Origin of the sequence: Shinella sp. WSD5-1 (genome assembly GCF_963942435.1) — a bacterium.
Lineage (GTDB): Bacteria > Pseudomonadota > Alphaproteobacteria > Rhizobiales > Rhizobiaceae > Shinella > Shinella yambaruensis.
Genome location: NZ_OZ012596.1, coordinates 557,083 through 572,333 on the forward strand (window position 1 = coordinate 557,083; position 15,251 = coordinate 572,333).

Sequence of the window (15,251 nt, forward strand, 5' to 3'; positions counted from 1 at the left end):
GATGACCGCACGCATGGACAAACGCTTCGCGGATCTCGCCGCCGAAGGCCGCCCGGCCCTCGTCACTTATTTCATGGGTGGCGATCCGGATTATGCCAGTTCGCTGGAGATCATGAAGGCGCTGCCGAAGGCCGGCTCCGACGTCATCGAGCTCGGCATGCCCTTCTCCGACCCGATGGCCGACGGCCCGGCCATCCAGCTCGCCGGCCAGCGCGCGCTGAAGGGTGGCCAGACGCTGGCCAAGACGCTGCAGATGGCCCGTGATTTCCGCAAGGACGACGACGCGACGCCGATCGTGCTGATGGGCTACTACAATCCGATCTACATCTACGGCGTCGAGCGTTTCCTCGACGAGGCGCTGGAGGCCGGCATCGACGGCCTCATCGTCGTCGACCTGCCGCCGGAAATGGACGACGAGCTCTGCCTGCCGGCGCTCGCCAAGGGCATCAACTTCATTCGCCTCGCGACGCCGACGACGGACGAGAAGCGCCTGCCGGCCGTCCTGAGGAACACGTCCGGCTTCGTCTACTACGTCTCGATGAACGGCATCACCGGCTCGGCCCTGCCGGATCCCGCGTTGATCGGCGGCGCGGTCGGCCGCATCAAGGCGCATACGAAGCTGCCGGTCTGCGTCGGCTTCGGCGTCAAGACGGCGGAGCATGCCCGCGCCATCGGCGCCTCGGCGGACGGTGTCGTCGTGGGTACCGCGATCGTCAACCAGATCGCCTCCAGCCTCACCGCGGACGGCACGGCAAGCGCCGCCACCGTCGCCGGCGTCGAGACGCTGGTGATGAGCCTCGCCTCGGGCGTGCGCGGCGCGCGCCTTGCGGCAGCGGAGTGAAATTCCCACATGGGAACGGATAAAGGCGATGCCGGGGAAAGCATGATGCGGTTTTCCCGGGATTGCGCAGATTAACGGGAGACTAGAGCGTGAACTGGATCACGAATTACGTTCGGCCGAAGATCAACTCGATGCTCGGCCGCCCCAACCGGGATGTTCCCGAAAATCTCTGGATCAAGTGCCCGGAAACCGGCGAGATGGTGTTCCACCGCGATCTCGAGGAGAACAAGTGGGTCATTCCCGCCTCGGGCTACCACATGAAGATGCCGGCCAAGGCCCGCCTCAAGGACCTCTTCGACGATGGCGTCTATGAGGCCCTGCAGCAGCCGAAGGTCGCGCAGGACCCGCTGAAGTTCCGCGATTCGAAGAAATACACCGACCGCCTGAAGGACAGCCGCGCCAAGACCGACCTCGAGGACACGATCGTCGCCGGCGTCGGCAGGATGCGCGGTGTCAAGATCGTCGCCGTCGTGCACGAGTTCAACTTCATGGGCGGTTCGCTCGGCATCGCCGCGGGCGAGGCGATCATCAAGGCCTTCGAGCGGGCGATCGCCGAAAAGTGCCCGCTCGTCATGTTCCCCGCCTCGGGCGGCGCGCGCATGCAGGAAGGCATCCTTTCGCTGATGCAGCTGCCGCGCACCACGGTCGCCGTGGAAATGCTGAAGGAAGCCGGCCAGCCCTATATCGTCGTGCTCACCAACCCGACGACAGGCGGCGTGACGGCCTCCTACGCCATGCTGGGCGACATCCACCTTGCCGAGCCGGGCGCCGAGATCTGCTTTGCCGGCAAGCGCGTCATCGAGCAGACGATCCGTGAAAAGCTGCCCGAAGGTTTCCAGACCTCGGAATACCTCCTGGAGCACGGCATGGTCGACCTCGTCGTCAAGCGCCATGACATTCCCGATACGCTCGCCCGCCTTCTGAAGATCCTCACGAAGAAGCCGGCGACCGCGTCCGTCACCAATGACGCGGTCGCCATCGCGGCCCAGTAGGCGCGGACCGGCGGAGGGCGGCATGACCATGGTAACGGCCAGCGAAGCGGCAGCGGAGATCGAGAAGCTTCTCGGTCTCCATCCCAAGGGGTTCGATCTTTCGCTGGACCGCATCACGCGGCTGCTTGCCGCGCTCGGCGATCCGCACCTGAAACTGCCGCCGGTCATCCATGTGGCCGGCACCAACGGCAAGGGCTCCGTCACGGCTTTCTGCCGCGCGATCCTGGAGGCCGAGGGCCTCGGCGTCCACGTCCACACCTCCCCCCATCTCGTCAACTGGCACGAGCGCTATCGTCTCGCCGTCAAGGGCGAGCGCGGGGCGCTGGTCGGCGATGCCGTGCTGGCCGATGCGGTGCGCCGCGTGGCGGAGGCCAATGGCGGCGAGAAGATCACCGTCTTCGAGATCCTGACCGCCGTCACCTTCCTGCTCTTCTCCGAACATCCGGCCGACGTGGCGATCATCGAGGTCGGCCTCGGCGGCCGTTTCGATGCGACCAACGTCATCCCGCGCCCGGCCGTTTCCGTCATCATGCCGATCTCGCTCGACCACCAGGCCTATCTCGGCGACCGCGTCGAGCTGATCGCGGCGGAAAAGGCCGGCATCATGAAGCGCGGCGCGCCGGTCGTCATCGGCTACCAGTCGGAAGAGGCGGCCCGCGACGTGCTGATCGAGACCGCCGAGCGGCTCGGCTGCCCGCATGCCGTCTACGGCCAGGATTTCATGGCCCATGAGGAATTCGGCCGGCTCGTCTACCAGGACGAATTCGGCCTTGCCGACCTGCCGCTGCCGCGCCTGCCCGGCCGCCATCAATATGCCAATGCCGCCGCGGCGATCCGCGCCGTCAAGGCCGCCGGCTTTGCCGTTTCCGAACGGGCGCTGGAGCAGGGCCTCGGCCGGGTCGAATGGCCGGGCCGCCTGCAACGGCTGACGGACGGCGCGCTCCTGCGGCTTGCCCCGCGCGGCAGCGAGATCTGGGTCGATGGCGGGCACAATCCCGGTGCCGGCCAGGTCATCGCCGAGACCATGGCGAATTTCGAGGAGCGCGAGCCGCGCCCGCTCTTTCTCGTCACCGGCATGATCAACACCAAGGATCCGGTCGGCTATTTCGAGCCCTTCGGCGGCCTCGCCGAACGGGTCTTCACCGTGCCGATCCGCGGCTCCGATGCCGGTCTCGATCCCGTGGCGCTTGCCGATGACGCGGCACGCGCCGGCCTGGAGGCCCAGCCGCTGTCGACCGTTGCCGATGCGCTCGCCGAAATCGCCCGCATCACCGAGGAGGACGAGGTGCCGCCGCGCATCCTGATCGGCGGTTCGCTCTATCTCGTCGGCGACGTTCTCGCCGACAACGGCACGCCCCCCACCTGAGCACGAAAAAGCCCGGCCGAAGCCGGGCTTGATCGGGTCAAATCGCGCGGCCGGTCAGGCGGCGCTGGAGATCCAGCTCGAAAGGGCCGTCTTCGGCGCGGCGCCGACCTTGATGTCGGCGACTTCGCCGCCCTTGAACATGGCGAGCGTCGGAATGGAGCGCACGCCGTACTGGGCGGCCAGTTCCGGATTCTCGTCGATGTTCAGCTTGGCGACCTTCACCTTGCCGGCGAGTTCCGTCGAGATTTCCTCGAGCGCGGGGGCGATCATCTTGCACGGGCCGCACCATTCAGCCCAGAAATCGACGATGACCGGCTCTGCGGAATTGAGAACTTCAGCCTGGAAGTTGGACTGGTCGACTTTTACGGTAGCCATGAGGCTCTCCTTGGATGGTGATCGTTGTACCCAATGTGATGCAGGTGCGGGCCGCTTTCAAGGCCCGGCACCGCTCTGCCGGCGCCCCGCGGGGCGATCGGCCGTCCCGTCCGGTATCTCACTTCGAGGCGAGTTCGGCAAGGCTCGCCTCCATCAGGCCGGCGTCCAGCCAATAGGTTTTTGCCGCTTCCGTGTAGATCAGCCCGCAGCGGATTTCCCGCTCTGGATAGAGCGGCGCGAGGATCGCGCGGTAGATCGCAAGCTGCGCCCGGTGCTCGAAGGGAATGTCGGCTAGCGAGGCCGGCGGCACGCGGTTCGTCTTGAAATCGACGATCTCGACAGCCGCATCGGTGATCGCCATGCGGTCGATACGGCCGGAGACCGCATAGTCCCGGCTGCCGAGCGTCAGCGTGCCCATGATCGACACTTCCGCCCGCGCCGCGGGCGAAAAGATCGCGGCGAGGTCCCCGTCGCCGATCACCACGAGCGCCGCTTCGACCAGCGAGGTCCGTGCGCTTTCCGGCCAGTGGGCGGCCGCCCGTTCGAGATAGCGCCGCGCCGCCGCCGGCCGTTCCGCGGCATTAAAGGCGGGCAGGACCTGGAGGAAACGGTGCAGGATGCGTCCCCGCTCCATGGCAAGGCCGGCGCCGGGAATGCCGCCCTTCCGGCCGAAGAGCGCCGAAGGCACCAGGAGGTCCGCCGCATCCGTCTCGATCACCGCCGCCGCGCCCGAGGGGCTGAGCGGCCGGGGCAGCGATTTCTGCGGCGGCAGGGGCCGGTCCAGAGCTTCCGGAAGCGCGATCGCCGCTCTCTCCTCGGCAGGAGCCGCGGTGACCGCCTCCAGGGTCGCCGCGCCGGCCTCGCGCCAGGCAAATCCCGGCCAGCTCTCGCCCGCCGTCGAGAAGGTCCTTTCAACGCACCGCGCGCCATCGGCAGAAAGCGCCGCCGTGATCATCTGATGCCAGGTGTCCTTGTTCTCCAGCCGGCCGCGATAGCCGCAGACGACGAGGCGGTCCGCCGCGCGTGTCATCGCCACGTAGAGCAGGCGGCGGTATTCCTCCTCCGCGCCGGCCTTGATGCGCTCCGCATCGGCCGCCGTCAGCGCGTTGCCGAGGTCCTTGAGCGGCAGCCAGGCCGGCAGGCCGCCGGCAAGGCCGGGCGCCGTAAGGAAGCGCAGATGCGGCATGTGGCTGGGGCTGAAGGGTTTCGCCCCGCCGTCGACGAGAAAGACGACCGGCGCCTCCAGGCCCTTGGCGGCATGCACCGTCATGATGCGGATCTCGCCGCGCGCCTTGTCCTGCTCGCGCTTGACGGTCGGGGCTTCGAGCTCCAGCGTGGAGACGAAAGCCTGCAGGCCCGGCAGGCCGTTCTCCTCCTGCTCCAGCGCGAATGTCAGGAACTCGTCGATGATCTCGCCGGCTTCCGTCCCGAGCCGGGCGAGGAAGGCCCGCCGCCCGCCGCCGGCACCCAGGATGCGCGCATAGAAATCGTGCACGGCCTGGCCCCGCGCATCGCGCAGCATCTCCCTCAGCCGCCGCACGATGCCGGCCAGCGCTGCGTCCTCTTCCGCCGCCGCGACAAGCCGCGGCCAGAGCCCCTGTTTTTCGCCGCGCCGCGCCGCCAGCGCGAACAGTGCCTCCTCATCGAGGTTGAACAGCGGGCTCTTCAGCAGCGCGGCCAGCGAAAGGTCGTCCTCCGGCAGCACGGCGAAGCGGCCGAGCGCCATCAGGTCCTGCACGGCGATGTGCTTCGTCAGCACCAGCCGGTCGGCGCCGGCGACGGGCAGGTTGTGCCGTTGCTTCAGCGTGCGCGTCAGCGCATTGACGAAGGCATCGCGCTTGCGCACCAGAACGATGACGTCGCCGGCCGCCATCGGCCGTGTCTTGCCCTTTTCCGTCACCGTCTCCCGGCCGATCCAGGCCGCGAGCATATCGGCGATGCGCCGGGCCAGCACGTTGATCGGCGCCTCCTCGGCCACCGCGTCGAAGGGCGCGGTCCAGTCCTCCTCGTCGAGCCCCGGCGGGGCGGCGATCACCTCCCAGATATCGACCGCGCCCGGCTCGCGCCCGCGGTTGGAGGCGTGCACGATCTCGCTGCCGTCCGGCGTCAGCCCGCGCGCATTGGCGGGGTCGAGAAAGACCTGGTCGACGGCCGAGAGCACCTCGCGCGTCGAGCGGAAGGAAAGCAGCAGCCGGATGGGGCTGAAGGCGGCTTTCGCCGCCTGCGTGCGGCGAAGAACCGCGCGGCCCTCCTCGGCGAAACGCTCCGGCCGGGCGCCCTGGAAGGAATAGATCGACTGCTTCTCGTCGCCGACGGCGAAGATCGTGCGCTCCCGGTCCCGCGCCGTTTCGCCGGCGAAGAAATCGTCCGTCAGCGATTTGACGATCTGCCATTGCCGCGGGCTGGTGTCCTGCGCCTCGTCGACGAGGATGTGGTCGATGCCCTGGTCGAGCTTGTAGTGCACCCAGGCGCTCACCCGCTCGCGCGTGAGCAGCCGCGCGGTGCGGTCGATCAGGTCGTCGAAGTCGAGCAGGCTGCGCGCACGCTTCAGGTCCTCGTAGTCGCCGATCAGCCGTTCGGCGATGATAAGCGCCGCGTGCGTCGCCTCGTACATGCGGAACCGCCGTAGCCGGTCGTCGCAGGCGATCACATGCGCCTGGGCGGCCAGAAGCGCGGCTTCGAGGTGGGGCGCACTGTCGCGAACCTTCTTCGACAGGAACGACCGGTCGAGGCTGCGCGGCGCGCCGGCACCGGTGAAGAAGAGATCATGCAGCGCGGCGCGCCGGGCCTCGGCATCGGCCAGCCGGGCCACGCCGCGCAGGCCCGCGGCGGTGGCCTTGACCGTGTCGCTGCCAAGGCTCTCCGCCGCCGCGAGATAGGAATCGAGCACCGCGCCCTGCAAACCGTCGAGCGGCCAGAAGGCGGCGAGGATGTCGTCCGCCGTCTCGTGCGTGTCGAGCCCGGTTTCCCGGCGCAGCACGGCCTCCACGCCATCCGCCTTCGCGGCGCCGTCCAGGAAGTCGCGGATCGGTCCGCGGCTCGCCACGATATCGGCGATCAGCCGCTCCAGCCCGGTGTCGTCGGCAATGTCGAGCACGGTGGCGAAGGCGGCGGCGAGCGTGCTGTCGTCCTCGTTCGTCGTCGCCGTCAGCAGCGTGCGGCGCGCATCGGCCAGCAGCACGGCGGCGGCCCGGTCGTCGAGCACGGAGAAGTGGCCGGCGACATTGGCTTCCAGCGGGAACTGGTGCAGCAGCGCCTCGCAGAAGGCGTGGATCGTCTGGATCTTCAGCCCGCCCGGCGTTTCGAGCGCGCGGGCGAAGAGCCGGCGCGCCTCGGCGAGCTTGAACAGGTCCGGCTCCTTGCCCTCGATCGCCGCCACGCGCTCGGTCAGCGCTTCGTCGGAGAGCGTCGCCCATTCGGCCAGCCGCTCGAAGACGCGGTTCGACATCTCGGAAGCCGCGGCCTTGGTATAGGTGAGGCAGAGGATGGCGGAGGGCCGGCAGCCGGCGAGAAGCAGGCGGATCACGCGCTGCGTCAGCACATGGGTCTTGCCCGAGCCGGCATTGGCCGAAACCCAGGCCGAGCGCGCGGGATCGGAGGCCGCCGCCTGTTTCTGCGTGGTCCAGCTCAGCCAGGCGGCGGGCTCGGCGGAGGCGGGCCGGTCTTCGTCAAGCATCCTCGCCCTCCCCGTTGCTTTCCGCCGAGGACCATTCGGCGACGCGCGCCAGGTGGTCGTATTCCCCGCCATAGTCCCGTTCCTGTTCGGGAATGAGCCGGGAGGCGAAGCCGTAGCGGCCCTCGATGAGGCCCGTCAGCAGCTTTTCCAGCTCCGTCAGGGCTTCCTCGGCAAGCTCGATGGCGGATTTCGGCGTGACGTTCGCCGATTTGGCATGCTCGTTGTTCACCTGTTCGGCCTTGAACCGTTCGCCGGGTTTGAGGCGCACATAGAGAAGGTTCGCCGGCTCGCGAAGCCCCGGCCCGCGGAAGGCGCCGCGCCGGATCGCCGCCGCCTCCAGCGCGAGCTGCGGATCGAGCAGCGCCCGCGCCACCTTCAGCGACGGCGTGCTGCCGGTCTTGTAGTCGAGAAGGTCGGCGCTGCCGTCCGGCAGGATGTCGATGCGGTCGGCGATGCCGGTCAGGCGGATGCCGCCGACCGAAAGGTCGAGCGAGGCCGGCACCTCCGTCAGGCTCTCATACACGCCGCCCGCCCGCTCCAGGTGCCAGTGGACGAAGGCGCGGGCGACGGCGGCAAAGCGCGACCGCCAGACGGCGTCGATATGCGGGGGCAGGGCGACGGCGTCGAATTCTTCCGCAAGGATGTGGCCGATGAGGGTGAAGGGCTCGCCGCTCGCCTCTTCGCGCACGAAGCGGTCGACGATGCGGTGGTAGAGCGAGCCGCGCTCGGCCGGCCCCGGATCGAGATTGAAGGGCGCGATCGGATCGAGGCGCAGGATATGGCGGGCATAGATCGCATAGGGATCGCGCCGGAGACGCCCCACCTCGCTGAAGGAGTATTTCCTCGGCTGCAGCTCGGCCGGCGGATGCGGCGCCGGGCGGCGCGCATTCGGCACGGGCGGGCTGCGGTCGATGGCGTTCGCCCAGTCGATGAGGTTCCTTCCGCGCGCCTTGAGGTCGGCGGCAAGGGTGGGGCCGCCGACGGCGATCAGCCGCTGCAGCCAGCGCGAGGCGACGGTCGGCGCGGTGCCGTTGCGCAGTGCCCGCGTCAGCACCAGTTTCGGCGCGGCCGCGGCCATCTGCAGGTCGTGGCCGAGCTGGCCGATGCGCCGTTCCGGCGGCTCCAGGCCGATCTCCACCTTCATGACACGCGACAGGAAGGCGTCGTTCGCCGCCTGCCCCGGCCAGGTGCCTTCGTTGAGCCCGCCGATCACCACGGTGTCGACGCTCTGCAGGCGCGATTCGAGCGCGCCGAAGATGAAGACGCGCGGATGGCGCATGGAGCGCGGCTTGACGCTTTCGCTGGCCGCCAGGGCCTCGATGATGTCGCACCATTGCGGCCCGTCGGCCTCGATCTGCCCGTCCGTCTCGATCACGCTCTTGAAGAGGTTCGCCAGGCTGTCGCCCGCCTCGCCGGACCAGAGGGCGGCAAGGTTGCCGTGCTCGTCCACCGCCACCGCCTCGAGCGCGCGTCCCGTCCGTTCCGACCAGTCGGAGACCGCGAGCTTCGAGGAAAAGCGCCGGCCCGTGCGGCTTTCCTGCACGAGCGCGCCGGCAAGCGGCTCGACGGCTTCTGCGATACGGCGGGCGAGGTCGCGGGCAAGCGGGATTGCGGCCTCGGAAAGCGCCGTGCGCCATTCCGGCGGGTGGCGGTCCTGCGCCTGCCGGGCAAGGGCGGCCTCGAGCAGCGGTTCGAGCGTGGAAATGTCGATCTCGGCCGTGCCGCCGCGCAGCGCCGTCAGCTCCAGCGCCGTGACGGCCTCGGCAAGGTCCGCCACGGGCAGGCCGAAGCGGGCAAGCGGGTGTTTCAGCAGCGCGACGAGCGGCACCGGGTCGCCCGGCCGCAGCGCCGCCTCGGTAAGGAGGCGCAGGAGCGTGCCCTGCAGAGTCGAGAGCAAGGGCGTGCCGGCCGAATCGTCCGCCTCGATGCCGAATCGGGCAAGCTCCGCCGCCACGCGCCGGCCGAGCTTGCGGTCGGGCGTGATCAGCGCCGCCTGGGCGTCCTCGCCATCCTCCAGCGCCAGGCGCAGCGCAATGGCGATCGCCACCGCTTCTTCCCGCTCGTTGGCCGCCTCGACGAGCGACACGGCCTCGAAGGCCTCGGCCAGCCGGCCCGCATCGAGCGCGCCGCGAACCTCGCCCCAGCCGGCCGTCGCCTGCGTCGGCAGGAAGGCGCTGGAGAGGATCTGCGAGCGATATTCCAGCGCTTCGGGCGGCGTGCCGAGCAATTCGACATCCGCGCGCGTGCAGCCCATGCGGGCAAGCAGGCGGTGGAGGCCGTATTGCGGATGGCTGCGGGCGGCGGCATCGGGCTTCGGGGCGCCGTCGGTGCCGGTCTGATGGCCGACGAGCAGCCATTCGGCGTCGGACATGAAGCGATCGAGCCCCGGCAGGATGACGACGCCGTTCGGCAGGTCCGCCACGGCCGCGATCAGGCCGGCGGTCGCGGGAATGGAGCCGGTCGAGCCGGCGATGATGACGGGGCCGGCGGGCGGCGTGGCGCGGTAGCGTTCCGTCTCGGCATGCAGCGTCGCGTTGCGCCGCAGCGACGGGGAGGAACGGTTGAGCTCCGTCAGCCGCGCCGGCCAGAATTCGCTGGCGATCTTTAAAAATTCGGCGGTGAGCTGCCACCAGAGCGCATGGTTGGAGACGTCGAGATTGTCGAGCGCCAGCCAGTCGAGCTCTTCCGTCTCCATCGCGTCGATGATCTCGGCGAGGTTGCGGGCAAGCCAGACGGCATCGGCGGGGCTCGCGGGCGCGACGAGCGGGCTTTCCACATGCACGGAGGTGACGGCCGCGGGCAGCTGGTTGCGCCAGGCGAGCACGAGGCGGGCGAGTTCGAGAAGGCGCGCCGGGCCGGACAGCGGCTCGGCCATGTCGAGCAGCGCCGGCGCCGCCTCGTCGAAGAAGCCGCTGTCGTCGTCCGTCTCGCCGAGCGCGCGGATGACCGGCAGGATGGCCGAGCGCCCGCCGAAGAGATCGACGAATTCCGAGCGCAGCACGCGGGCCGAGCGACGGGTCGGCACATAGATCGTGACGTCGGCCAGCGCCAGCGGGTCGGCGGGATCATAGGTGAAGCCGGGCACGAGCCGGCCGTCGACAAGGCTCTGGGCGGTCGTCCTCAAGAAAGGCAGGCTCGCCGGGATGGAATAGATGCGCCCCCGCGCGCGCGTCACGCCGCCGCCTCGCGCGCCGCGCCGATGACGGCTTCCGCCGCGCCGATCGCCTCCGGCGTGCCGACGGTGATCCAGTGGCCGTCCATCACGATGCCGTAGAGGCGGCCGTTTTCGATCGCCCGGTCGAAATAGATGTTGAGGTTGAAGGCGTCCTCGGGCGCGTCGTCGAAGAGGGCCGGCATCATGGCGATGGCGCCGGCATAGACGAAGGCTGTTCCGTCGCCCTCCCGGTAGCGCGCCAGCCGCCCGTCGGTGTCCATGGAGAAATCCTTCTTGCCGTTGTGGCCGGTCGTGTCCTCCAGCTTCACGCAGAGCAGCAGCATGTCCATGCGCTGGGGGTCGAAGGCCTCCGCCAGCCGTTCGAGATTGCTCGGCTCGCCGGGCTTCTCGCCGATCCAGAAGAGGTCGGCATTCATCACGAAGACGGGGTCGCGGCCAAGCAGTTTCAGGCCCTTGGCCAGCCCGCCGCCGGAATTCATCAGGCGCTCCGTCTCGTCGGAGAGGATGATCTGCGGCACCGCGCGGCCGGCAAGATGCGCGATCATCTGGTCGGCGAAATGGTGCACGTTGACGACCGCGCGCTTGACGCCGGCCTCCGCCAGCGCATCGAGCCCGTAGTCGATCATCGCCTTGCCGGCGACCGGCACCAGGGGCTTGGGCATCGTGTCGGTGATGGGGCGCAGGCGGGTGCCGAGGCCGGCGGCCAGCACCATGGCGTCTTCGATCTTCATCGGCTGCTCGCGATCATGATTCGGTCGCGAGGATTCCAGCCTTTTCGCACCACTCGCGCAAGGGGGCGAGGTCGGGATGGGCGAGCGCCCGTTCCAGATTGCGCAGGGTGCGCGGCATGTGGCGCATATAGGCCGGCTTGCCGTCGCGCTGCATCAGCCGCACCCAGAGGCCGACGAGCTTGCAGTTGCGCTGCGCAGCCATGACGTGCCAGTCGCGCAGGAAACGGTCCCGGTTAAAGCCGGGCTCCGCAGCCCGCAGCGACAGGTAATGGTCGAGCACGCTTTCCGCCACGCCCTCCGGCATGTCGACGCGCGCATCCTGCACCAGCGAGGCGACGTCATAGGCCGAGGGGCCGATCATCGCATCCTGGAAATCGATGATGCCGACCCGGTCGGTGCCGGTCGCTTCCGGCCGCCAGATGATGTTCGGCGAGTGGAAGTCGCGCAGCAGCAGATTGTGCTCGGCGGCGGCAAGGCTGTCGATCAGTCCGTCCCACAGGGCGACATAGCCGCGGCGCTCGTCCTCGCTTGCCGGCGTGCCACGCTTGTAGGGCAGGTACCAGTCGGTGAGAAGGCTCACCTCGATCTGCATGGCGTCGCGGTCGAAGTCCGGCACGCGGTGCACGATGTCGCCGGCGACGGGAAGGTCCCGCTCAGCGGCCTCCCCGTGCAGATGCGCAAGGCAGGCGGCGCTTTCGCGGTAGCGCTCGGCGATCGGCACCCCGTTTTCGTCGAGCACGCCTGCGCTGCCGAGGTCCTCGATCAGGATGATGCCTTGCTCGATATCCATCGCATGGATGGCCGGGGCGCGCAGGCCGCGGGCGACGAGATAGCGGCCGACGGCGATGAAGGGTTTCACGTCCTCGGCGATATGGGCGATCTGCTGGTAGTATTTGCCATGGGCAAGGATCGGCCCCGGCGCGTGGCGCGGCGAATCCATCAGCACCAAACGCGCGCCGCCGGCATCGACATGCTCATAGGCACGCACCGAGGCGTCGCCCGTCAGGTGGCGGCGCACCGCATTTCGGTAGCCGGCTTCGTCGAGAAAGGCGCGGATCGCCAGCGAGCGGCGAATGCGCGCCAGCGCCGGTGCCGGGGCGTCGATGGTGACGCGCCGCCCGTCCCCCTCATGCAGGAAGGTGAGCGTGATGCCGTCCGCCGGCAGCGCGCCAAAACCCTTTTCCGGCCATTCGACGAGGCAGATGCCGTCGGAGAGCGCTTCGTCGAAGCCGAGTTCGTCGATCTCCGCGGCATCGGCGATGCGGTAGAGGTCGAAATGGGCGACGGGGATGCGCAGGTCGTAGCTCTGAACCAGCGTGAAGGTCGGGCTCGGCACTTCGAGATCGGCGTCGCCGGCGATCGCCCGGATCAGCGCGCGGGAAAAGGTCGATTTGCCGGCGCCGAGATCGCCCGACAGCGCGACATAGTCGCCGCGCTTCAGGCCGAGCGCCATGTCCTCGCCGAAGCGGATGGTGGCGGCTTCGTCGGGAAGGAAGAGGTCGAGCGCCATCCGGGCCTATTCCGCCGCGGCGAAGGAGGTCATCGTCGCAGACGGGATGCGGCAGGTGACATCCGTGCCGCGCCCCTCGCGGCTGTCGATGGTGACGGTGCCGTGGTGCAGGCTGACGAAGCTCTCGACGATCGAGAGGCCGAGGCCCGCGCCGCCGCGCCGGCCGTGGCTTTCGAAGCGATCGAACACCGTCTGCAGCACGTCCTGCGGAATGCCCGGCCCGCGGTCGGAAACGGTGAAGACGAGGTCGGCGCCCTCGCGCCAGCACTTGAGGCCGATCGAGCTGCCTTCCGGCGCGAAATTCGCGGCATTGCTCAGTAGTTTTATCAGGATCTGCTTGAGGCGCTGCTGGTCGGCGACGATGGTGCCGAGATTGTCGGGGGCGGTGATTTCCAACGTCACCTGCGCCTCGTGCAGCCGGTCGGCGAACTGCATGGAGACGTCGTCGAGCAGGTCCGTCAGGTTGATCTCGCTGTAGTCGAGCTCCATGATGCCGGCATCGACGGTGGCAAGGTCGAGGATGTCGTTGACGATGGTCAGCAGCACCGCCGATGATGTCGCGATATGGTCGACATATTCGGCCTGCCGCTCGTTGAGCTCGCCCATGGTCGGCGTCTTCAGGAGATCGGCGAAGCCGATGATGTTGGTTAGCGGCGAGCGCAGCTCGTAGGAGACGTGCTGGACGAAATCGTTCTTCAGCGCATCGGCCTTGCGCAGCGCCTCGTTCTTTTCGGTGAGGGCCCGGCTGACGCGCACGCTGTCGGTGATGTTGACGAAGGTCAGCATCGTCTGGGCGTTGGAAAGCGGGATGACGGCGAAGTCGAGCACCAGGCCGGTGCGCAGCTCCAGCACGCCCTGGCAGGAGGGGCGCTCGTCGTCGAAGCTGGTGATGATATGGGCGAAGCGCTTCCAGCCGTCCGGCTTGTCGTAGGACGGCGCGCAGGCCTGCTCGATGGCGCGGATATGGGTGCCGGATTTCGCCTCGGCCTCGCTGATGCCCCAGAGCGCGCGGAAGGCCGGGTTGGAGAGGCGGATGCGCCCGTCCGGGCTGAACACGGCGACGCCCTCGGCGAGGTGGTCGATCGTCTCGTCCTGCACCTGCACCAGCGTGTTGTAGCGCGTTTCGAGATCGACCTTTTCCGTCAGGTTCTCGAAGACCCAGGTCGCGCCGCCCTGCGGGCGTGCGGTGGCGAAGACGCGCAGCGTCTGGCCGTTCGGCAGGTGCCAGAGGTCGGTCTGCGTGTCGATGGCGCGGTAGACGGAAAGCGCGTTGTCCTTCCACTGTTTCCAGTTGAGCTGTTCCGGCAGCTTTCCGCCGGCGCGAAGGCGGTCGAGCAGTTCGCCATTGCCGGGCTTGCCTTCGAGGAAAGCCGTGTCGATCTCCCACATGCGCTGGAAGGCCTGGTTGTAGAACTGCAGCCGCTGCTCGCCGTCGAAGATGGCGACAGGGGTCGCGAGATGATCGAGCGTCTCGGCATGGCTCTTCAGCGTGCGCACCAGTTCCTCGCGCACCGCCTCGATATCGGAGACATTGACGGCGATGCCGGCCGAGCCCGTCGGGCTGCGCGCATCGACGACGTCGAAGAAGCTGCGGTTGCCGTGCACGACGGTGGAGATCTTGTCGCGGAACGGCGCGTCATAGGTGCTGGCGGCGCGGATTTTTTCGCGCGCGATGGTGGGGAGAAGCTCGCGGCCCTCGGTGACGGCGGCGGCGGCGTCCCTGGCCTCGACGGCCTCGGCATAGGCCTCGTTCACCCAGGCAAGCGAGCCGTCGGCGGCGCGCTGCCAGACGGGCAGGTCGATCTGGTCGAGCAGGCCCTGCAGCGTGGTGAGCGCCTGGACCAGCCTGTCGCGCTCCAGCTTCAGTTCGGCGGCTTCCGCGCGCAGATTGTTCAGCGCCACGAAGCGCACGAAGGCCTGGCCGCCGGAAACGCGGCCCTGCGCTTCCAGCACTTCCTCGCGGCTCGTTTCGAGGATCAGGTCGAAACTCTGCGCCTGCGAGCGCAGCCGCTCCACGGCGCGCTCGATCTCGGCGGCGGAGGTGGGCTTCAGCCAGCGGCCGAAGGCGAGAAAATCGCGATCGGCCTGCGGCGCGCCGGTCTCCGCCGGCAGCTGGCCCAGGAATTCCGGCTTCTCCGAAAGGCCGTCCCAGACGACGATGCGCCGGTCCTTGTCGCCGATCAGTGCCTGCAGGCGGGAAACGTTGTGGCGGGCGTCGGAAAGATGCGCCTTCAGTTCGCGGCTTTCCGCCTCCATGCGGCCGCGCTGGCGGATCATCCAGATCGCCGAGACCATCGCTGCCGACATCACGCCGAGCAGCATGGAAACGGTGACGATCTCCGTGGTGGCGAGATAGGGGCCGGCGGCGTGCGCCGGGCCGGCAAGGGCCGTCAGCGCCGAGCCGGCCGACAGTGCCGATACGAGACGACGCCTGCCGCGTGTAAACCATTCGTTAACCATAAATTTATTCTGCGCAAGCGAATGCGCCCTGTTCCGCTCCGGCACGGCAAAAGCCTGCCCGGAACGGCCTCGTTTTCTGTCCGCCATCATCCCCGGTATGTCTCCGTCCGTTTGCCGCCTGATCG

Annotated in this window: 9 protein-coding genes; 3 read left to right on the top strand and 6 right to left on the bottom strand. The window is 68.6% G+C overall.

Annotation, left to right across the window (positions count from 1 at the left end; translation table 11 throughout):
• Position 1: 1 nt before the first annotated feature.
• The 3 genes from trpA (at position 2) to AABQ55_RS02605 (ending at position 3,199) form a co-directional block, all read left to right on the top strand.
• Positions 2–841, top strand: a complete 840-nt coding sequence (gene trpA / locus AABQ55_RS02595; protein WP_272807158.1) for a tryptophan synthase subunit alpha — start codon at positions 2–4, stop codon at positions 839–841.
• Positions 842–930: 89 nt separating this feature from the next.
• Entirely contained in the window at positions 931–1,833 is a 903-nt protein-coding gene (accD, locus tag AABQ55_RS02600; RefSeq protein ID WP_244770781.1) for an acetyl-CoA carboxylase, carboxyltransferase subunit beta, read from the top strand.
• 22 nt (positions 1,834–1,855) lie between these two features.
• Positions 1,856–3,199, top strand: a complete 1,344-nt coding sequence (locus tag AABQ55_RS02605; protein ID WP_272807159.1) for a bifunctional folylpolyglutamate synthase/dihydrofolate synthase — start codon at positions 1,856–1,858, stop codon at positions 3,197–3,199.
• A gap of 54 nt (positions 3,200–3,253) precedes the next feature.
• Here AABQ55_RS02605 and trxA read toward each other — a convergent pair whose 3' ends face one another.
• The 6 genes from trxA to AABQ55_RS02635 form a co-directional block, all read right to left on the bottom strand.
• Positions 3,254–3,574 (bottom strand): thioredoxin, encoded by a 321-nt coding sequence (gene trxA / locus AABQ55_RS02610; protein WP_023513835.1) that lies wholly within the window; start codon positions 3,572–3,574, stop codon positions 3,254–3,256.
• Positions 3,575–3,692: 118 nt separating this feature from the next.
• Positions 3,693–7,250, bottom strand: a complete 3,558-nt coding sequence (addA, locus tag AABQ55_RS02615) for a double-strand break repair helicase AddA (RefSeq protein WP_272807160.1) — start codon at positions 7,248–7,250, stop codon at positions 3,693–3,695.
• Positions 7,243–10,425: a double-strand break repair protein AddB gene (gene addB, locus AABQ55_RS02620; protein ID WP_272807161.1), complete on the bottom strand. Its 3,183-nt coding sequence runs from the start codon at positions 10,423–10,425 to the stop codon at positions 7,243–7,245. The genes addA and addB overlap by 8 nt, the downstream gene beginning before the upstream one ends.
• Positions 10,422–11,156, bottom strand: coding sequence for a nucleotidyltransferase family protein (locus AABQ55_RS02625; protein WP_272807162.1), 735 nt, complete (start codon positions 11,154–11,156; stop codon positions 10,422–10,424). Before AABQ55_RS02625 ends, addB begins: the two co-directional genes overlap by 4 nt.
• A 13-nt stretch (positions 11,157–11,169) precedes the next feature.
• Positions 11,170–12,666: a tRNA (adenosine(37)-N6)-threonylcarbamoyltransferase complex ATPase subunit type 1 TsaE gene (tsaE, locus tag AABQ55_RS02630; protein ID WP_244770786.1), complete on the bottom strand. Its 1,497-nt coding sequence runs from the start codon at positions 12,664–12,666 to the stop codon at positions 11,170–11,172.
• Between the two features lie 6 nt (positions 12,667–12,672).
• Positions 12,673–15,126, bottom strand: coding sequence for a PAS domain-containing sensor histidine kinase (locus AABQ55_RS02635; protein WP_272807163.1), 2,454 nt, complete (start codon positions 15,124–15,126; stop codon positions 12,673–12,675).
• Between the last annotated feature and the right edge of the window lie 125 nt (positions 15,127–15,251).